This is a genomic window from Streptomyces minutiscleroticus, from assembly GCF_014650875.1.
Lineage (GTDB): Bacteria > Actinomycetota > Actinomycetes > Streptomycetales > Streptomycetaceae > Streptomyces > Streptomyces minutiscleroticus.
Genome location: NZ_BMVU01000002.1, coordinates 224616 through 242127 on the forward strand (window position 1 = coordinate 224616; position 17512 = coordinate 242127).

Genomic DNA, 17512 nt, shown 5'->3' on the forward strand with positions numbered 1-17512 from the left:
ACGGGCATGGGGGCGCGCGTGCGGGAATGGCCGACCCGTCGCGTACGTTCCTACCACTGCGTGCGAGTACGCACCCCCTGCAGCGAAGGAGCGCGAGAGACATGCCGGGCACCGTGACGATGTACAGCACCACGTGGTGCGGCTACTGCCGTCGGCTGAAGAGCCAGCTGGACCGCGAGGGCATCGCGTACAACGAGATCAACATCGAGCAGGACCCGGAGTCCGCCGCGTTCGTCGAGAAGGCGAACGGCGGGAACCAGACGGTCCCGACCGTCCTCTTCCCGGACGGTTCGACGCTGACGAACCCGAGCCTCGCCCAGGTGAAGCAGGCCCTCGGCGTCTGAGGCACAGACGCGCAGCCCACGAAGCCCCCGTCCGCGGATCGCCGGACGGGGGCTTCGCCGTGCCCGCGGCCGTGAAGCGCGGGGCCCCCGCCCTACGCGGTGCCGCCCGGCCTCGTCAGGGGCTTGCCGTACCAGAGCTCGATCAGGCGGGCGGCGATGGAGATGCCGCTGGGGGGCAGGACCTCGCCGGACTCGAAGGCGGCCTTCAGCTCGTCCCGGGAGAACCAGCGCGCCTCGTGGATCTCCTCGCCGTCGACGTCGATCTCGGACGAGGTGGCGCGGGCCATGAAGCCGAGCATCAGGCTGGAGGGGAAGGGCCAGGGCTGGCTGGCCACGTAGGAGACCTCCCCGACGAGGACGCCCGCCTCCTCGAAGACCTCGCGGCGCACGGACTGCTCGATGGACTCCCCGGGCTCGACGAAGCCGGCGAGCGTGGAGAAGCGGCCCTCGGGCCAGTGCACCTGGCGGCCCAGCAGGATGCGGTCGTCGTCGTCCGTGACCGCCATGATCACGGCGGGATCGGTGCGCGGGTAGTGCTCGGCGCCGCACGCGGGGCAGCGGCGGATGTGCCCGGCCGCCGCGATGACCGTGCGTTCGCCGCAGCGGGAGCAGAAGCGGTGCAGGCGCTGCCAGTTCTCCAGGGCGACCGCGTGCACCATGAGGCCGGCGTCGCGGGGCGACAGCAGCAGGCCCGCCTCGCGCAGGCCGGCCGGGCGCGCGGACTGGTCCATGCGTCCGGGCAGCGCGTCCTTCTGGAGGGCGAAGTAGCTGACGCCGTCGTCGTCGGTGCCCAGGAAGTAGCGGTGGGCTTCGGTGAGCGGGGCCTCGAAGGACGGGGTCATGACGAGTTCGGTGGTGCCGTCCGCCGTCTCGTCGATGAGGACCTGGCCGCCGGAGACCACGAAGACGCGGGTCGTGGGGTGGCTCCACGCCGCCGCGAGCCAGGCCTCGTCGAGCCGGTGGTGGGCGGCGCGGTCGATGCCGCTCGGGGCGGTGAGCGAGATGGGACGGTCGGCGGTGTGGTCGGTCCAGGTGGTCACGGGTGCTTCCAACTCCCCCGGTGCAAAGGGTGATTCAGCGGGATGTACGGCAGTACTCGGCGGGGTGGGGCGGGTCCGGTCCCCGCCCGAGCGGGTCCGGCGCGTGCGGGGCGGTCTCCTCAGTGTGCATCGCGCCAGTTCTCCGCGAGGTCGCCCCACAGGTGGGCGGCGGTCTCGACGCCTTTCAGGAGGAGGTCGATCTCGACCTTCTCGTCGGGGGCGTGCCAGCCGTCGGACGGCACGGAGACGCCCAGGAAGAGCACGGGGGCGCCGAGGACCTCCTGGAGGTCGGCGGCGGGCCCGGAGCCGCCCTCCCGGGTGTAGCGGATCTCCTGGCCGAAGGCGCGGCCCATGGCGCGGACGACGGACTGCAGCGCGGGGTGGTCGAGCGGGGTCAGGCAGGGGCGGGTGGCGGCGCCGAAGACGATCTCGTGCCGTATCCCGGCGGGCACCTGGTCGGCGGCCCACGCGCGGACGGCCTTCTCCACGTGGTCGGGGTCCTGGCCCGCGACGAGCCGGAAGGACAGCTTCACCGTGGCGGACGACGGAACGATCGTCTTGCTGCCGGGGCCCTGGTAGCCGCCGCCGATGCCGTTGACCTCGGCGGTCGGACGGGCCCAGATGCGCTCCAGGGTGGTGTACCCGGCCTCTCCGTGAAGGGCCGTCGACCTGGCGGTGCGCAGCCAGCGCTCCTCGTCGAAGGGCAGCTCGGCGAAGAGGGCGCGCTCGCGTCCAGTGAGGTCGGTCACGCCGTCGTAGAAGCCGGGGACGGCCACGCGCGCGTGCTCGTCGTGCAGGGCGGCGACCAGGCGGGCGGCGGCGGTGGCCGGGTTGGGCACGGCGCCGCCGAAGGAGCCGGAGTGGATGTCCTGCGCGGGGCCGTACAGGGTGATCTCGCACTCGGCGAGGCCGCGCATGCCGGTGCACACCGTGGGGGTGTCCTCGGACCACATGCCGGTGTCGGAGACGATCACGGCGTCGGCGGCGAGCCGCTCGGCGTGCTCCTCAACAAGCGCCCGGAAGTGCGGGGACCCGGACTCCTCCTCGCCCTCGACCAGCAGCTTCAGGTGCACGGCCGGGGCGGTGCGGCCGGTGGCGGCAAGGTGGGCGCGGACGCCGAGCGTGTGGAAGAACACCTGCCCCTTGTCGTCGGCGGCCCCGCGCGCGTACAGCCGTCCGTCGCGCACGACCGGGTCGAAGGGATCGCTGTTCCAGCCGTCCTCGCGGGCGGCGGGCTGGACGTCGTGGTGACCGTAGACGAGGACGGTGGGGGCCTCCGGGTCGTCGGAGGGCCACGAGGCGAAGACGGCCGGGGCGCCGGGCGTCTCCCAGACCTCGGCGGTCGGGAAACCCGTCTCCTTCAGGGCCGCGGCGAGCCACTCGGCGCTGCGCCGTACGTCCGCCGCGTGCTCGGGCTGCGCCGACACGGACGGGATGCGCAGCCAGGCGGCGAGGTCGTCGAGGAAGGCGGTGCGCTGCTGCTGGATGTACGTGCGGACGGCGCTGTCCGGAGTCTTGCTCATGGACACGAGCCTATCCGTCCGCGCGCGCGTGCTGCGGCGGCGGTTCCTGCGGGGACTCCCGGGAGGGCTCCTCCAGGAGGATGCGTTCCAGGGCGGCGCGGCCGGGCAGCCGCGCGGGGCGGTCGATCTCCCCGGTGCGCACGTACAGGAACGCGGCCGTCACCGCCTCCAGGGGGACGCCCTGCTGTTCGGCCCAGGCCAGCCGGTAGACCGCGAGCTGGAGCGGGTCGGCGGTGCGGCCCCGGCCGGTCTTCCAGTCGACGATCTCGTACCTGGTCCTGTCGCCGTCGGTCTCCCGGTAGACGGCGTCGATGCGGCCGCGGACGACCCGGCCGGCGATCGCGAGCTGGAAGGGCGCCTCGACGCGGTAGGGCGTGCGGTGCGCGTACGGGCTGCGTTCGAAGGCGTCCTTGAGGGCCTCCAGGTCGCGCTCGTCGGCGATCTCGGCGTCGTCGCCGGGCAGGTCCTCGGGGTCGAGGAGGGGCAGCTGCAGTTCCTCGAAGCGGGCCTCCAGCCAGGCGTGGAAGCGGGTGCCGCGGCGGGCTGCGGGCTGCGGCGGGCGCGGCATGGGGCGGGCCAGCTCCTGGGCGAAGCCGTCGGGGTCGGCGGCCAGGCGCAGCAGCTGCGACGCGGTGAGCGACGCGGGCAGGGGCACCTCGGTGACGCTGTCGCGGGCGCGCAGGAGCTCTCCGGTGAGCGCGTCCAGGTCCCGGTCCCAGGAGGCGACGGCGCGGGCCTCCTCGGGGGTGAGGGACGCCGCGGCGCCGTCGGGCACGGGGTGCGGGCGGGCGTCCGGGGCGGGTGACGGGTGCGGCACGACGGGGCGCGCGGGCGTCCACGAGTCCCAGCCGTCGGGGTCGTCCCCCGGGCGCTCCGGGGACTCGGCCACGGGAACGCCCTCTCCGTGGGCCTCGCCCGGGACACCGTCCTCCCCGTAGGACCCCTCTTCGTAGGGCTCCTCCTCGTAGAGGTCGTCCTCGTAAAGGCTCTCCCCGTAGGGGTCGTCCTCGTAGGGGGGCTCCTCCTCGTGGGGCGGCTCGTCCTCCTCGGGCGGCGACGGCCAGTCCGGACCGGCGTACGGGGCGTCGGCGTCGTGCGCGGCCGGACGGGGCGCGGTGCGGGAGCGCCCGGTGCCGGACTCCGCGGGCTCCGGCTCCGCGGACTCCAGGTGGGCCAGGACGACGTCCGCCGCCGCCCGCCGGCGGGCCAGGGCCGCGTCGTCGAGCGGCAGCGGCCAGGCCCGGTCGCCGCCGGTCTCGTGCAGGACGGGGTTCTCCTCGCCCTCCTCGGGTTCGTCCGCCCAGACCTCGATCTCGCCGTGCCCGGCCGCGCAGTGCTCGTACAGGGCGTTCAGGAAGTCGGAGGGTCCCCTGGGCTTCTTCTGGCTGGGGCCCCACCAGTGGCCGGAGCCCAGGAGCAGCGAGCGGGGGCGGGTGAAGGTGACGTATCCCAGGCGCAGCTCCTCGGTGTGCTGGTGGTCCTTCATCGCCTCGTGGAAGGCCTTCAGGCCCCGGGAGTCCCACGCCTCGACGTCGGGCAGGGTGGCGGCGTCGCCGCGCAGCCGGTGGGGCAGCACCTTGCCCTGGGCGGTCCACTTCTCGCGGCCCTGGGTGCTGGGGAAGGTGCCGGTGACCAGCCCGGGGACGGCGACGACGTCCCACTCCAGGCCCTTGGACTTGTGCGCGGTGAGCACCTTGACGGTGTTCTCGCCGCCGGGCAGGGCGTTGTCGAGGCCCTTCTCGTACTGGGCGGCCGTGCGCAGGAAGCCGAGGAAGGCCAGGAGGGTGGCCTCGCTGTCGTTGGCGGCGAAGGACGCGGCGACGTCGAGGAAGTTCGACAGGGTCTCGCGGCGGCGGGCGGCCAGGGCGTGCGGGGACGCGGAGAGCTCGACCTCGAGGCCGGTGGTGGCCAGCACCCGGTGCAGGACGTCCATGAGCGGGTCGGCGAGGGAGCGGCGCAGGTCGCGCAGTTCCGCGGCGAGCCGTGCGAAACGCACGCGCGCGTCCGGCGAGAACGGCAGCCCGTCGTCGTCCCCCTCGCCGCCCAGGGGCGTCTCCAGGAACGTCTCCAGGGCGTCCGCGAGCGAGATCACCTCGGAGGGGTCGACGCCCTCGACGGCGGCGGCGAGACGGCGGTCCGGGTCGTCGTCGTCCGCCCCGCGCGCGTGGGAGACCAGCCGCCGGGCCCGGCGGCCCAGCAAAGCGAGGTCGCGGGCGCCGATGCGCCAGCGGGGGCCGGTGAGCAGCCGCACCAGGGAGGCGTTGGCGCCGGGGTCCTGGAGCACCTCGCAGACGGCGACGAGGTCGGCCACCTCGGGCAGGTGCAGCAGCCCGGAGAGGCCGACGACCTCCACGGGGACGTCCCGGGCCACGAGGGCGCCCTGGATCTCGGCGAAGTCGGTGGCGGTGCGGCACAGGACGGCGATCTCGCCGGGCGCCTTGCCGGTGCGCACGAGGTGGGCGATGGAGTCGGCGAGCCACTCCATCTCCTCGGCGTGGGTGCGCAGCAGGGCGCAGCGGACCGTGCCGTCGCGCTCGGCCCCCGGGGCGGGGCGCAGGGCCTCCACGCCCGCGTGCATGGCGCGCAGGGGCTCCGCCAGGTCGTTGGCGAGGTCCAGGAGCCGGCCGCCGCTGCGGCGGTTCTCGCTGAGCGCCTGGCGGGTCGCGGGACGGCCGTCGGCGTGGGCGAAGTGCTCGGGGAAGTCGTCGAGGTTGGCGACGGAGGCGCCGCGCCAGCCGTAGATGGCCTGGCAGGGGTCGCCGACGGCGGTGACGGGGTGGCCGGTGCCGCCGCCGAAGAGGCCGGCGAGCAGGACGCGCTGGGCGACCGAGGTGTCCTGGTACTCGTCGAGCAGGACGACCCGGAACTCGTCGCGCAGCAGGGCGCCGACCTCCGGGCGGGTGCGGGCCAGCGTGGCGGACAGGGCGATCTGGTCGCCGAAGTCGAGCAGGTCGCGCTCGCGCTTGGCGGCGCGGTAGCGGCCGACCAGCTCGGCCAGCTCGCGCCGGGCGGCGGCCGCCTCGGGGACCTTGCGCAGGTCGGCGTTGGAGAGCTTGGCCCCGGCCAGGGACGCCAGCAGGTCGCCGTCGTACGCGCGCAGCTCCTCGGGGCGTACGAGGTGCTCGGCGAGCTCGGAGTCGAGGGTGAGCAGGTCGCCGACGAGGTCGGGGAAGGAGCGGGTGAGCGCCGGGTAGGGGCCGGGGGCCTCGCGCAGCACGCGCGCGGCGAGCTGGTAGCGGGTGGCGTCGGCCAGCAGGCGGGTGCTCGGTTCGAGCCCGATGCGCAGCCCGTGGTCGGTGAGCAGGCGGCCCGCGAAGGCGTGGTAGGTGGAGATCACCGGCTCGCCCGGGGGGTTGTCCGGGTCGATGACGTCGGGGTCGGTGACGCCGGCCCTGACCAGCGCCTTGCGGACGCGCTCGGCCAGCTCGCCGGCCGCCTTGTTGGTGAACGTCAGGCCGAGCACCTGCTCGGGGGCGACCTGTCCGGTGCCGACCAGCCAGACCACGCGGGCCGCCATCACCGTGGTCTTGCCCGACCCGGCGCCGGCCACGATCACCTGCGGGGCGGGCGGTGCGGTGATGCACGCCGTCTGCTCCGGGGTGAACGGGATGCCGAGGAGCTCCTTGAGCTGCTCGGGGTCGGTGATGCGGGCCGGCATGTCCGAGAGGCTATCCGGGCCCGCCGACAGCCGGTGCCGCGTTGGCCTCCGGTACGGAAAGAAACGCAGGTCAGCACGTGTGGTGCAGTGCGTCACAGCGGGGCCGGACCCGTGGCCGCTCCGCCTGGGGCCCCGCGGTCACTCCACCACGTGGCGCCCCTCGGGGCGCGCGCTGCACGAGGCCCGGAACGCGCAGTGCGCGCAGTGCTGGCCGGTCGTGGGCGTGAACCGTTCGTCGAGGACCTTGCCCGCGGCCGTGGCGAGGAGGTCGCCGACCCACTCCCCGGAGAGGGGCTCCTGGGCCTGCACCTTGGGCAGGGTCTCACCGCCGTTCTTCTGCGCGGCGCCCTGCCGGAGCTGGACCAGTTCGGCGCCGCCCGGCTCCGGCCGGACCCCGTCGAAGACCTCGTCCACGGCGCCCTCGCGGACGGCCAGCTGGTAGACGGCCAGCTGCGGGTGGCGGGCCACCTCGGCGGAGCTGGGCGCCTGTTTGCCGGTCTTGAAGTCGACCACGTACGCGCGGCCCTCGGCGTCGGCCTCGACGCGGTCCATGGAGCCGCGGATGCGCACCTCGTAGGAGCCCGCTTCGAGGGTGACGTCGAAGTCGTGCTCGCTGGCGACCGGGGTGCGGCCCGCGCGGTCCAGGACGTGCCACTTCAGGAAGCGTTCGAGCGCCGCGCGCGCGTTGGCCTTCTCCTGCTCGGACTTCCAGGGGGCGTCGAAGGCGAGCGCGTTCCACACGGAGTCGAGGCGCTCCATGAGGACGTCGAGGTCGGCGGGGGTGCGTCCGGAGGCGACCTCGTCGGCCAGGACGTGCACCACGTTGCCGAACCCCTGGGCCGCCGTGGCGGGCGCGTCCGCCTTGACCTCGCGGCCGAGGAACCACTGCAGGGCACAGGTGTTGGCGAGCTGGTCCAGGGCGCTCCCGGAGAGCACGACGGGGTGGTCCCGGTCGCGCAGCGGCACCTTGCTCTCGGTCGGCTCGTACATGCCCCACCAGCGGTAGGGGTGGGCGGACGGCACCAGGGGGCGGCCGTCGTCGTCGGTGAGCGCGGCGAGGCGGGCCAGGCGGGCGGCCGCGGCCCCGCGCAGCGCGTCGGAGACGCCGGGGTCGACGGTGGTGGCGCGCAGCTCGGCGACGAGCGCCGCGACGGACAGGGGGCGGCGGGGCCGGCCGGTGACGTCCCTCGGGTCGACGCCGAGCTCGGTGAGGAACCGGGAGGGCTGGTCGCCGTCGTCCGCGGGGGCCTTCACGGCGGTGACGACGAGGCGCTCACGCGCGCGCGTGGCGGCCACGTAGAACAGCCGGCGCTCCTCCGCGAGCAGCGCTCCCGGGGTGAGCGGTTCGGCGAGGCCGTCGCGCCCGATGCGGTCGGCCTCCAGGAGGGAGCCGCGGCGGCGCAGGTCGGGCCAGAGTCCCTCCTGGACGCCGGCGACGACCACGAGGCGCCACTCCAGGCCCTTGGAGCGGTGCGCGGTCATCAGGCGCACGGCGTCGGGGCGCACGGCCCTGCGGGTGAGGGTGTCGGCGGCGATGTCCTGGGCTTCGATCTCCTCCAGGAAGTTCAGGGCGCCGCGGCCGCCGGTGCGCTCCTCGGCGCGGGCGGCGGTGGCGAACAGGGCGCACACGGCGTCGAGGTCGCGGTCCGCGTTGCGCCCGGCCGCGCCGCCGCGCCGGGCGGCACGCTCCAGGCGCGCGGGCCACGGAGTGCCCTCCCACAGCTCCCACAGCGCCTCCTCGGCCGTGCCGCCGCCCGCGAGGCGTTCGCGGGCCCTGCGCAGCAGGGCGCCGAGGCGCTGGGCGCCGCGCGCGTACGAGGGGTCGTGGGCGACGAGCCGCTCGGGCTCGGCCAGGGCGCGCGCGAGCAGGACGTCGGAGGGCGGCGGCAGGTGGTCGCCCGCGGCACGCTCCTCCTCGCGCAGGGCGCGGCCGAGGCGCCGCAGATCGGTGGCGTCCATGCCGGCGAGCGGCGAGGCGAGCAGGGTGAGCGCGGTCTCGGTGTCGAGCCAGGAGGCCCGGGTGTCCGGGGCGCCGTCCCCGGTGGGCCGTCCGTCCCCGGAGTCCTCGGCGGACCGTTCTTCCCCGAAGTCCTCGGGGAGCTGTTCCTCCTCCGGGTCCTCGACGAGCCGTCCTTCCTCGGGGGCGCCGGCGGGCCGTCCTTCTCCGGGTTCCTCGGCGGACCGCCCTTCCTCGGCTTCCGCGGCTTCCCCAGGACCCTCGGGGTCCCCGGAGGACGCGTCCCCGCGTTCGCGCGCGTCCGCGGCCCGCTGCTGCTCCAGCTCCGCCGTGGCCACCGCGCGCAGGGCCGTCAGCAGGGGCGCGACGGCGGGCTCGTGGCGCAGCGGCAGGTCGTCGCCGTCGATGTCCAGGGGGACGCCGGCCGCGGTGAGGGTGCGGCGGACCGTGGGTATCGTCCGGGCGCCCGCGCGCACCAGGACGGCCATCTCGCCCCAGGGGACCCCGTCCTCCAGGTGGGCCCGGCGCAGGATGTCCGCGATGTTGTCGAGCTCCGTGCCGGGCGTCGGGAACGTGAGGACCTCCACGCGGCCCCCGTCCCGTACCGGCGCGGGCTCCCGGTGGGCGCGCACCTTCTCCGCCGGCAGCCGGGTCAGGGGCATGCGGCGGGTCACCTGGCGGGTCGCGGCCAGCAGGCCGGCGCCCGCCCTGCGCGACGTCCTCAGGACGGCGACGGGCGCGGGGGTGCCGTCCGCGCGCGGGAAGGCCGTCGGGAACTCCAGGATGCCGTTGACGTCGGCGCCCCGGAACGCGTAGATCGACTGGTCCGGGTCGCCGAGGGCGACGAGGGTGCGGCCGCCGCCCGCGAGCGCGTCCAGCAGCCGTACCTGCGCCGGATCGGTGTCCTGGTACTCGTCCACGTAGACGGCGTCGTACCGGGCCGCGAGGTGCTCGGCGACCTCGGGGCGGCGGGCGAGCAGCACGGCGCGGTGCACCAGTTCCGCGTAGTCGAGCACCCCCTGCAGGTCGAGGACGTCGAGGTACTCGGCGAGGAACGCGGCGGCGGCGCGCCAGTCGGGGCGCCCGATGCGGGCGGCGAAGGCGTCCAGCGCGCGCGGGTCCAGGCCGAGCTCCCGGCTGCGGGCGAGGACCGCGCGGACCTCGTCGGCGAAGCCGCGGGTCGTCAGGCAGGCGCGCAGTTCGTCGGGCCAGCGCACGTGGGAGAGGCCGAGCCGCTCCAGGTCGGGCTGGCCGGCCAGCAGCTCGCGCACCGCGACGTCCTGCTCGGGACCGGACAGCAGCCGCATCGGCTCGACGAACAGGCCGCTGTCCTGGTGGGCGCGGACCAGGGCGTAGCAGTACGAGTGGAAGGTGGTGGCCCGAGGGGCGCGCGCCGCCCCGATGCGCAGCGCCATCCGGTCGCGCAGCTCCACGGCGGCCTTGCGGCTGAACGTGAGCACCAGGATGCGCTCCGGGTCGGTGCCGCGGTGGATGCGGGCCGCCACGGACTCGACCAGTGTGGTGGTCTTACCGGTGCCGGGACCTGCGAGGACGAGCAGGGGACCGGTCCTGTGGTCAACCACGGAGCGCTGCTCGGCGTCCAGGACAGGGGGAGCCGTCCGGGCCGGCGGGGTACGCAGCAACCGGTAAGCGCCACGGGTCCCCTGCCGTGCCTGGGGGTACGGCGGGCGCCTGGTGGAAGAAGAGGAGCTCACGTGGTTCGCCGGTCCTGGTGGTCGTACTGGTGGGCGGAGCGCCGCGCGTGGAGGGCGGTGGCCGCGGGGTGACGGGGGTCCGCGTCGTCGACGCTACGCCGGTGCGCGCCGTGGAGGGAGGGGTTCCCCTTCTCCCGGCGGCCCCGTGCGCTCCCCCGCGCCGCACGCGTCCCCCGCTGAACGAACGTACGCCATGTCCCGGCCGTGCCCGTTTTCCCCCGTACGGGCCTCTGGTCCCCCTTGGTGGCGTGCGATGCCGGAAGCTGTCAGATGTGACCCTCCGCGCGCTCGCCGCCGTCCCATCGCGCCCGTTTCATGTCGAGACGCGGCAGATGGTTCCCGGCCGCCTTGCCCGCCTGCTTCAGGGGCGTCCCCTCCGCGCGGTAGTGGGCCAGCGCGTCGAGCTCGTGGCCGGCGAGCAGGACGCCGTCCGCGCGGACGACGCGCCACCACGGGACGGCTCCCCCGTAGAGGGCCATCACGCGGCCGACCTGGCGGGGGCCGCCCTCCTCCAGCCATTCGGCGACGTCCCCGTACGTCATGACGCGCCCCGGCGGGATCAGTTCGGCGACCTCGAGGACCCGCTCCGCGTACTCCGGCAGGGCGTCCCCGGGAAGGCTCTGCTCGCTCATCCGTCCCATCCTGCCGCACTCCGCCGACAATGTGACGGGGCCGTGACCGTACGTGGCCCTCGCCCCGCGACAGCGCTTGGGGCAGACTGTGCGCCCCCGCATTGCACCCTGATGCCCCTCTCCATCGGTGGGACATGCCACCATCGTGCGGGCGGTGACTGGTGATACGAGATCAACAAGAAGAGACGACGCAGGAGCAGGGTGTGCACCCCGAGAACAGGGAGGGCACCTCTGAGTCCTCGTCGCGCCCGGACACCGTCGACGACGGCGAGCGCCCCGTGGACGCGCCCGGCCGGCAGGACGGCGGCACCGGCGGGAGCGGGCCCGAAGGGGCCCGGAAGGGCCTCGGCGGACGGCGCGTGACGGAGGACGGCGAACGACACCCCCAGGGCGCCCGGGAGGCCGTGCCCGCCGTGGACGAGGCGTACGCCGGCGAGGTGGAGGGAGACGAACCGCTGCTCGCCGCGCGTGTGCACCGCCCGTCCGACCTGATGCGACTCATGGTGGGCGTGCTCGCGATCGTGGTCCTCCTGGCGATCGCCGCGTTCGCCCACGGCACGACCTCGGGGCTCGCCCAGGACATCAACAAGGGCACCGACGAGGCGCCCGACCTGCTGATCAAGTTCGCGGGTCTGGCGTCGAGCATCGCGATCCTGCTGGTGCCGGTCGCCTTCGCGATCGAGCGGCTGATCAAGCGGGACGGGCTGCGGATCGCCGACGGCGTGCTGGCCGCCGTCCTCGCGCACGGCGTGACGCTCGCCACGGACCTGTGGGTCGCCAAGGCCGCCCCCGGCTCGATCCAGAAGGCCCTCACCCAGCCCTCGCCGGGCGACGTCCACGCCCTCACCGACCCGGTGCACGGCTATCTCGCACCCGTGATCGCGTACATGACCGCGGTCGGCATGTCGCGGCGGCCCCGCTGGCGCGCGGTGCTGTGGGTGGTGCTGCTGCTCGACGCGTTCTCCATGCTGGTCACGGGCTACACGACCCCGTTCTCGATCATCCTCACGGTGCTGATCGGCTGGAGCGTCGCCTACGGGACGCTGTACGCGGTCGGCTCGCCGAACGTGCGGCCCACCGGGCGGACGCTGCTGGCGGGGCTGCGGCACGTGGGCTTCCGCCCGGTGAGCGCGGCCCGCCAGGCCGAGGCGCCCGACGCCACCGAGAACGGCGACCGGGGACGGCGCTACTTCGTGACCCTGGAGGACGGCCCCCCGCTGGACGTCACCGTGGTCGACCGCGAACAGCAGGCCCAGGGCTTCTTCTACCGCGCCTGGCGGCGGCTGACGCTGCGCGGCATCACCACCCGCAGCAGCCTGCAGTCCCTGCGCCAGGCGCTGGAGCAGGAGGCGCTCCTGGCGTACGCGGCGATCGCGGCCGGCGCCAACGCGCCCAAGCTGATCGCCACCTCCGAGCTCGGCCCGGACGCCGTGATGCTCGTCTACGAGCACACCGGCGGGCACACGCTGGACTCGCTGCCGGACGAGGCGATCACCGACCACCTGCTGCGCGACACCTGGCGCCAGGTGCGGGCGCTGCAGTCGCGGCGGATCGCCCACCGCAGGCTCGCCGGCGACGCCGTCCTGGTGGATCGTTCCGGCACGGTGATCCTCACCGACCTGCGCGGCGGCGAGATCGCGGCCGGCGACCTGGTGCTCCGCATGGACACCGCCCAGCTGCTCACCACGCTCGGACTGCGCGTGGGCGCCGAGCGCGCGGTCGCCTCCGCGGTGGCGGTGCTCGGCCCGGACACGGTCGCCGACTGCCTGCCCCTGCTGCAGCCGATCGCCCTGACGCGCTCCACGCGCGCGACCCTGCGCAGGCTTGCCCGGGAGCGCGCCCAACGGGAGCGCGAGGCGGTCCTGGAGGCCTCGCGGCAGAACAAGCTGGCCCGCCTGGAGGAGAGCCGGCAGTCCGGCGAGGACGGCCCGTCGGCCCTCGAGAAGCCCGACAAGAAGGCCGTACGGGCCGAGCAGCGCGCCGAGAAGCGGGCCATCGACGAGGCGCTGGAGGAGGCCCGCGAGGAGGACCTGCTCACCCAGATCCGCCACCAGGTGCTGCGGATCCGCCCCCAGGCGCCCGTCGAGCCGGCCCGCCTGGAGCGCGTCCGGCCGCGCACGCTGATCAGCTTCATCGCCGGCGCGATCGGCGCGTACTTCCTGCTGTCGCAGCTGACGCACATCGAGTTCGGCACGCTCTTCGACAACGCCCAGTGGGGCTGGGTCGCCGCGGCCGTGCTGTTCTCGGCGCTGAGCTACGTCGCCGCCGCGATGAGCCTGCTGGGGTTCGTGCCGGAGCGGGTGCCGTTCCTGCGGACCGTGGCCGCGCAGGTCGCCGGGTCGTTCGTGAAGATCGTGGCGCCGGCCGCGGTCGGCGGCGTCGCCCTCAACACGCGCTTCCTGCAGCGCGCGGGGGTGCGGCCGGGGCTCGCGGTGGCCAGCGTCGGCGCCTCGCAGCTGTTCGGGCTCGGCTGCCACATCCTGATGCTGCTGTCCTTCGGCTATCTGACCGGCACCGAGAAGACGCCGTCCCTGTCGCCGTCCCGTACGGTCATCGCCGGACTGCTCACGGTCGCGGTGCTCGTGCTCGTGGTGACCTCCGTGCCGTTCCTGCGGAAGTTCGTCGTCACCCGTGTGCGGTCGCTGTTCGCCGGGGTCGTGCCGCGCATGCTCGACGTGCTCCAGCGGCCGCAGAAGCTGGTCACCGGCATCGGCGGCATGCTGCTGCTGACGTTCTGCTTCGTGATGTGCCTGGACGCCTCGATCCGTGCGTTCGGCAGCGAGACGACCTCGATCAGCCTCGCCAGTGTCGCCGTGGTCTTCCTCGCGGGCAACGCGCTGGGCTCGGCGGCGCCGACGCCGGGCGGCGTGGGTGCCGTCGAGGCGACCCTCACCGTCGGCCTGATCGCGGTCGGACTGCCCAAGGAGGTCGCCGCCCCCGCGGTGCTGCTGTTCCGGCTGCTCACCCTGTGGCTGCCGGTCCTGCCGGGCTGGCTGGCCTTCAACCACCTCACCCGCAAGGGCGCCCTGTAGCCGGGACGGGCCCGCGGGGCGTCCACGGGCCCGTCGCCGGACACAGGGGCCACGATCCGGTGGACGCGTCCCCACCCGCACGGCCCGCGCCTCGGGCGGCGCGCCGGGCGCCGCCCGAGGATGGGTTCGTGCCGGACCCTCCCCTGCGGCGTGCCACCGCGCTGACCGCCATCGCCGTCCTGCCGGCCGCCGCGGAGCACCCCGACGTGAGCGCGCCCGGAGCGGCGCCGGTCCTCGTCGCCGGCGGCACCGGCGACCCAGCGACGCCGTACGGGGGCGCGGAGAAGACGGCGGACGCGCTGGGCGGGGGCGCCGGCGTGCGGCTGACGTACGAAGGTCGGGGCACGGCGCCCGCGGCAGTGGGAACACCTGGGTGCGCGACGCCGTCGGCGGCTGCCCTCTGGACGGCGACGTACCGCGGGCGGGAACGGTCCGCTCTTGAGAAACCGCAGCTCAGATGGCACCCCGCAAGGTTTTCCACAGGCTGCGCGGCCGGATGCGCGATCTGCCTACCATGGCCTGACCGTCCTTCGCGGCCCGACGCGGAGGACCGGCGAGGGGGAGCGAGCATGATGCGTTTCTTCCGCGTGGCGGCGTCGGCCGTCGCCGCGGTGCTGGTGGCGGGCTGCGGCGCGGGTTCGTCCGACGGCGGGGGCGGGGACGGGCTGTCGCCCCCCGCCGGTCTGCCCGCGTCCCTCACCGGGCAGGAGCTCGACTGGGGGCGCTGCGGGGCCGCTTCGGACGGTCCCGCGCCCGGCGACGGCTGGCAGTGCGCGACGCTCGAAGTGCCGCTGAACCATGCGAAGCCGAAGGGCGCGACGATGGACGTCGAGCTGATCCGCGGCCGGTCCACCGGCGGTCCGGGCGAGCGCGTCGGCTCCCTGCTGCTGAACTTCGGCGGCCCGGGCGCCTCGGGCGTCGCCTACCTGCCGGGGTACGGGGACCTGCTGTCCACTCTCCGCGAGCGCTACGACCTGGTGAGCTTCGACCCCCGGGGCGTCGGCTCCAGCGAGGGCGTGCGCTGCCGCGACGACGAGGAGATCCAGGCCGCGGAGTCGGTCGACACCACGCCGGACACCGCGGCCGAGGAGAGGGCGTACTTCGAGGACGCGGCGGACTTCGGCCGGGGCTGCGCGCAGGACGCGGGCGAGGTCCTCGGGCACATCGCCACGACCGACACCGCCCGCGACATGGACCTGATGCGCCACGTCCTGGGCGACCGGACGCTGCACTACCTCGGCTTCTCCTACGGCACGGAGCTCGGCGGCGTGTACGCCCACCTGTTCCCCGGCAACGTCGGCCGGATGGTGCTCGACGCGGTCGTCGACCCGACCGCCGACACGGTGGGCCAGGCCAGGAACCAGACGCTGGGCTTCCAGCGCGCCCTGGACGCCTACCTCGAGTCCACCGGGCAGGACCCGGAGAAGGGTTCGCAAAGGATCGCGGACCTGCTGAAGAAGATCGACGCCGAGCCGCTGCGGACGTCGACGGACCGCGAGCTCACCGAGACGTCGGCGCTCACCGGCCTCATCCAGCCGCTCTACGGCGAGCGGAGCTGGCCGGCCCTCACCGGCGCCCTGGAAGCGGCGGAGCGGGGCGACGGCTCCGGACTGCTGAAGCTGGCCGACGAGTACAACGAGCGCGACTCCTCGGGCCACTACGGCACGGTGACGCACGCACAACGGGCCATATCGTGCTCGGACGACAGGCGGCGGCCGACACCGGAGCAGGCGAGGAAGCTGCTGCCCGGGTTCCGGAAGATCTCGCCCGTCTTCGGCGCCTACATGGCCTGGGACACGGCCGGCTGGTGCCACGACTGGCCGGTGGCCGGCCGGTTCGACACACCGGAGGTCAGCGCACCGGGAGCCGACCCGATCCTGCTGGTGGGCAACACCGGGGACCCGGCGACGCCGTACGAGGGCACGCGCAGGATGGCGGAGGAGCTGGGCGAGGGCGTCGGCGTGCAGCTCACCTGGAAGGGCGAGGGGCACACGGCGTACGGGAGCGGCAGCGAGTGCGTCGACTCCACGGTGGAGTCCTACCTGCTGGACGGCACGGTGCCGAAGAACGGCAAGGTCTGCGCCTCCTAGGCCCTGCCGCCCCGGCGCCCGGTACGCGGGAACGGCGGCGGGCCCGCCCACCACGGCGGGCACCGGCACCGGCGGGCCACCCGGCCGCCCGCGTCCGGCCGGCACACGCAGGGGCTCGGGCGAGGCACCCGGCCGCACCGGTTCCGGTTCCGGTCCTGGCACCGGCCTCGTTCCCGCCCCCGCTCCGGCCTCCGCTTCTGCTCCCGCCGCCACTCCCGGCAAAGGAAAGGGACCCGGCACATGACGTGCCGAGTCCCGTCCTGCTCGCGGATCCGCGCGGCCTAGTAGACCGGCTTCTCCGGCTCGATCTGGTTGACCCAGCCGATCACGCCGCCGCCGACGTGCACCGCGTCCGAGAAGCCCGCGGACTTGAGCACGGCGAGGACTTCCGCACTGCGGACACCCGTCTTGCAGTGCAGGACGATCTTCTTGTCCTGCGGGAGGTCCTGGAGGGCGCTGCCCATCAGGAACTCGTTCTTCGGGACCAGCCGCGCGCCGGGGATCGAGACGATCTCGTACTCGTTCGGCTCGCGGACGTCGATGATGTCGATGTTCTCGCCGTCGTCGATCCACTCCTTGAGCTGCTTGGGAGTGATCGTCGAGCCGGCCGCCGCCTCCTGGGCCTCCTCGGACACGACGCCGCAGAAGGCCTCGTAGTCGATGAGCTCGGTGACGGTGGGGTTCTCGCCGCAGACCGCGCAGTCGGGGTCCTTGCGGACCTTCACCTGGCGGTACTGCATCTCCAGGGCGTCGTAGATCATCAGGCGGCCGACCAGCGGGTCGCCGACACCGGTGAGGACCTTGATCGCCTCGGTGACCTGGATGGAGCCGATGGACGCGCACAGCACGCCCAGGACGCCGCCCTCGGCGCAGGAGGGGACCATGCCCGGCGGCGGGGGCTCCGGGTAGAGGCAGCGGTAGCAGGGGCCGTGCTCGGACCAGAACACGGACGCCTGCCCGTCGAACCGGTAGATGGAGCCCCATACGTACGGCTTGTTGAGCAGCACGCACGCGTCGTTGACCAGGTAGCGGGTCGCGAAGTTGTCCGTGCCGTCGACGATCAGGTCGTACTGGCTGAAGATGTCCATCACGTTGTCGGCCTCGAGCCGCTCCTCGTGAAGGACCACGTTCACGTACGGGTTGATGCCGAGCACGCTGTCGCGCGCCGACTCGGCCTTGGAGCGGCCGATGTCGGACTGGCTGTGGATGATCTGGCGCTGCAGGTTCGACTCGTCGACCTCGTCGAACTCCACGATGCCGAGCGTGCCGACGCCCGCCGCGGCCAGGTACATCAGCGCCGGCGAACCCAGGCCGCCGGCGCCCACACAGAGCACCTTCGCGTTCTTCAGCCGCTTCTGCCCGTCCATCCCGACGTCCGGAATGATCAGGTGGCGGGAGTACCTGCGGACCTCGTCTACGGTGAGCTCAGAAGCTGGCTCTACCAGGGGTGGCAGCGACACGGTTACTCCGTTGGTCGGTCAATCACTAGGGGTCCTCCGGTCCGGGCCCGGCCGAGGCCGA

Annotated in this window: 9 protein-coding genes and 1 pseudogene; 4 read left to right on the forward strand and 6 right to left on the reverse strand. The window is 74.3% G+C overall.

Annotated features, from left to right (window positions below; all coding sequences use genetic code 11):
* Window positions 1-101 precede the first annotated feature (101 nt).
* Window positions 102-344, forward strand: a complete 243-nt coding sequence (locus tag IE271_RS04150) for a mycoredoxin (protein ID WP_190188765.1) — start codon at window positions 102-104, stop codon at window positions 342-344.
* A gap of 92 nt (window positions 345-436) precedes the next feature.
* Here IE271_RS04150 and nudC read toward each other — a convergent pair whose 3' ends face one another.
* The 5 genes from nudC to IE271_RS04175 all read right to left on the reverse strand — a co-directional run bounded on the left by nudC (window position 437) and on the right by IE271_RS04175 (window position 10869).
* Window positions 437-1384, reverse strand: a complete 948-nt coding sequence (gene nudC, locus IE271_RS04155) for an NAD(+) diphosphatase (RefSeq protein ID WP_190188766.1) — start codon at window positions 1382-1384, stop codon at window positions 437-439.
* 119 nt (window positions 1385-1503) lie between these two features.
* Window positions 1504-2907 carry a dipeptidase gene (locus IE271_RS04160; protein ID WP_190188767.1) on the reverse strand — a complete coding sequence of 468 codons (1404 nt, stop codon included), beginning with the start codon at window positions 2905-2907 and terminating at the stop codon, window positions 1504-1506.
* Between the two features lie 10 nt (window positions 2908-2917).
* Window positions 2918-6565 carry an ATP-dependent helicase gene (locus IE271_RS04165; protein WP_190188768.1) on the reverse strand — a complete coding sequence of 1216 codons (3648 nt, stop codon included), beginning with the start codon at window positions 6563-6565 and terminating at the stop codon, window positions 2918-2920.
* A 138-nt stretch (window positions 6566-6703) separates the two neighbouring features.
* Window positions 6704-10237 (reverse strand): ATP-dependent DNA helicase, encoded by a 3534-nt coding sequence (locus IE271_RS04170; RefSeq protein WP_190188769.1) that lies wholly within the window; start codon window positions 10235-10237, stop codon window positions 6704-6706.
* Between the two features lie 266 nt (window positions 10238-10503).
* The gene (locus IE271_RS04175; protein WP_308435153.1) at window positions 10504-10869 is read right to left on the reverse strand and encodes an MGMT family protein; all 366 of its coding nucleotides are present in this window, start codon (window positions 10867-10869) and stop codon (window positions 10504-10506) included.
* A 161-nt stretch (window positions 10870-11030) separates the two neighbouring features.
* Between IE271_RS04175 and IE271_RS04180 the strand changes: the two genes are divergently transcribed.
* From IE271_RS04180 to IE271_RS04190, 3 genes and pseudogenes are all read left to right on the forward strand, one after another.
* Window positions 11031-13901 carry a lysylphosphatidylglycerol synthase transmembrane domain-containing protein gene (locus IE271_RS04180; RefSeq protein WP_190188771.1) on the forward strand — a complete coding sequence of 957 codons (2871 nt, stop codon included), beginning with the start codon at window positions 11031-11033 and terminating at the stop codon, window positions 13899-13901.
* Window positions 13902-14107: 206 nt separating this feature from the next.
* Window positions 14108-14221: pseudogene (locus tag IE271_RS43840) on the forward strand (alpha/beta hydrolase); the annotation flags it as partial.
* A 249-nt stretch (window positions 14222-14470) separates the two neighbouring features.
* Window positions 14471-15991 carry an alpha/beta hydrolase gene (locus IE271_RS04190; RefSeq protein ID WP_190188772.1) on the forward strand — a complete coding sequence of 507 codons (1521 nt, stop codon included), beginning with the start codon at window positions 14471-14473 and terminating at the stop codon, window positions 15989-15991.
* Between the two features lie 281 nt (window positions 15992-16272).
* Here the strand turns inward: IE271_RS04190 and moeZ are convergent, their stop codons facing one another.
* Complete coding sequence (gene moeZ, locus IE271_RS04195; RefSeq protein WP_190188773.1) at window positions 16273-17451, reverse strand: adenylyltransferase/sulfurtransferase MoeZ; 1179 nt, start codon at window positions 17449-17451, stop codon at window positions 16273-16275.
* Window positions 17452-17512: the final 61 nt, after the last annotated feature.

Coding starts and splice junctions, on each gene's coding strand:
- IE271_RS04160 (WP_190188767.1), bottom strand. CDS start 2,907: ATGAGCAAGACTCCGGACAGCGCCGTCCGCACGTACATCCAGCAGCAG.
- IE271_RS04190 (WP_190188772.1), top strand. CDS start 14,471: ATGATGCGTTTCTTCCGCGTGGCGGCGTCGGCCGTCGCCGCGGTGCTG.
- IE271_RS04150 (WP_190188765.1), top strand. CDS start 102: ATGCCGGGCACCGTGACGATGTACAGCACCACGTGGTGCGGCTACTGC.
- IE271_RS04175 (WP_308435153.1), bottom strand. CDS start 10,869: ATGAGCGAGCAGAGCCTTCCCGGGGACGCCCTGCCGGAGTACGCGGAG.
- IE271_RS04165 (WP_190188768.1), bottom strand. CDS start 6,565: ATGCCGGCCCGCATCACCGACCCCGAGCAGCTCAAGGAGCTCCTCGGC.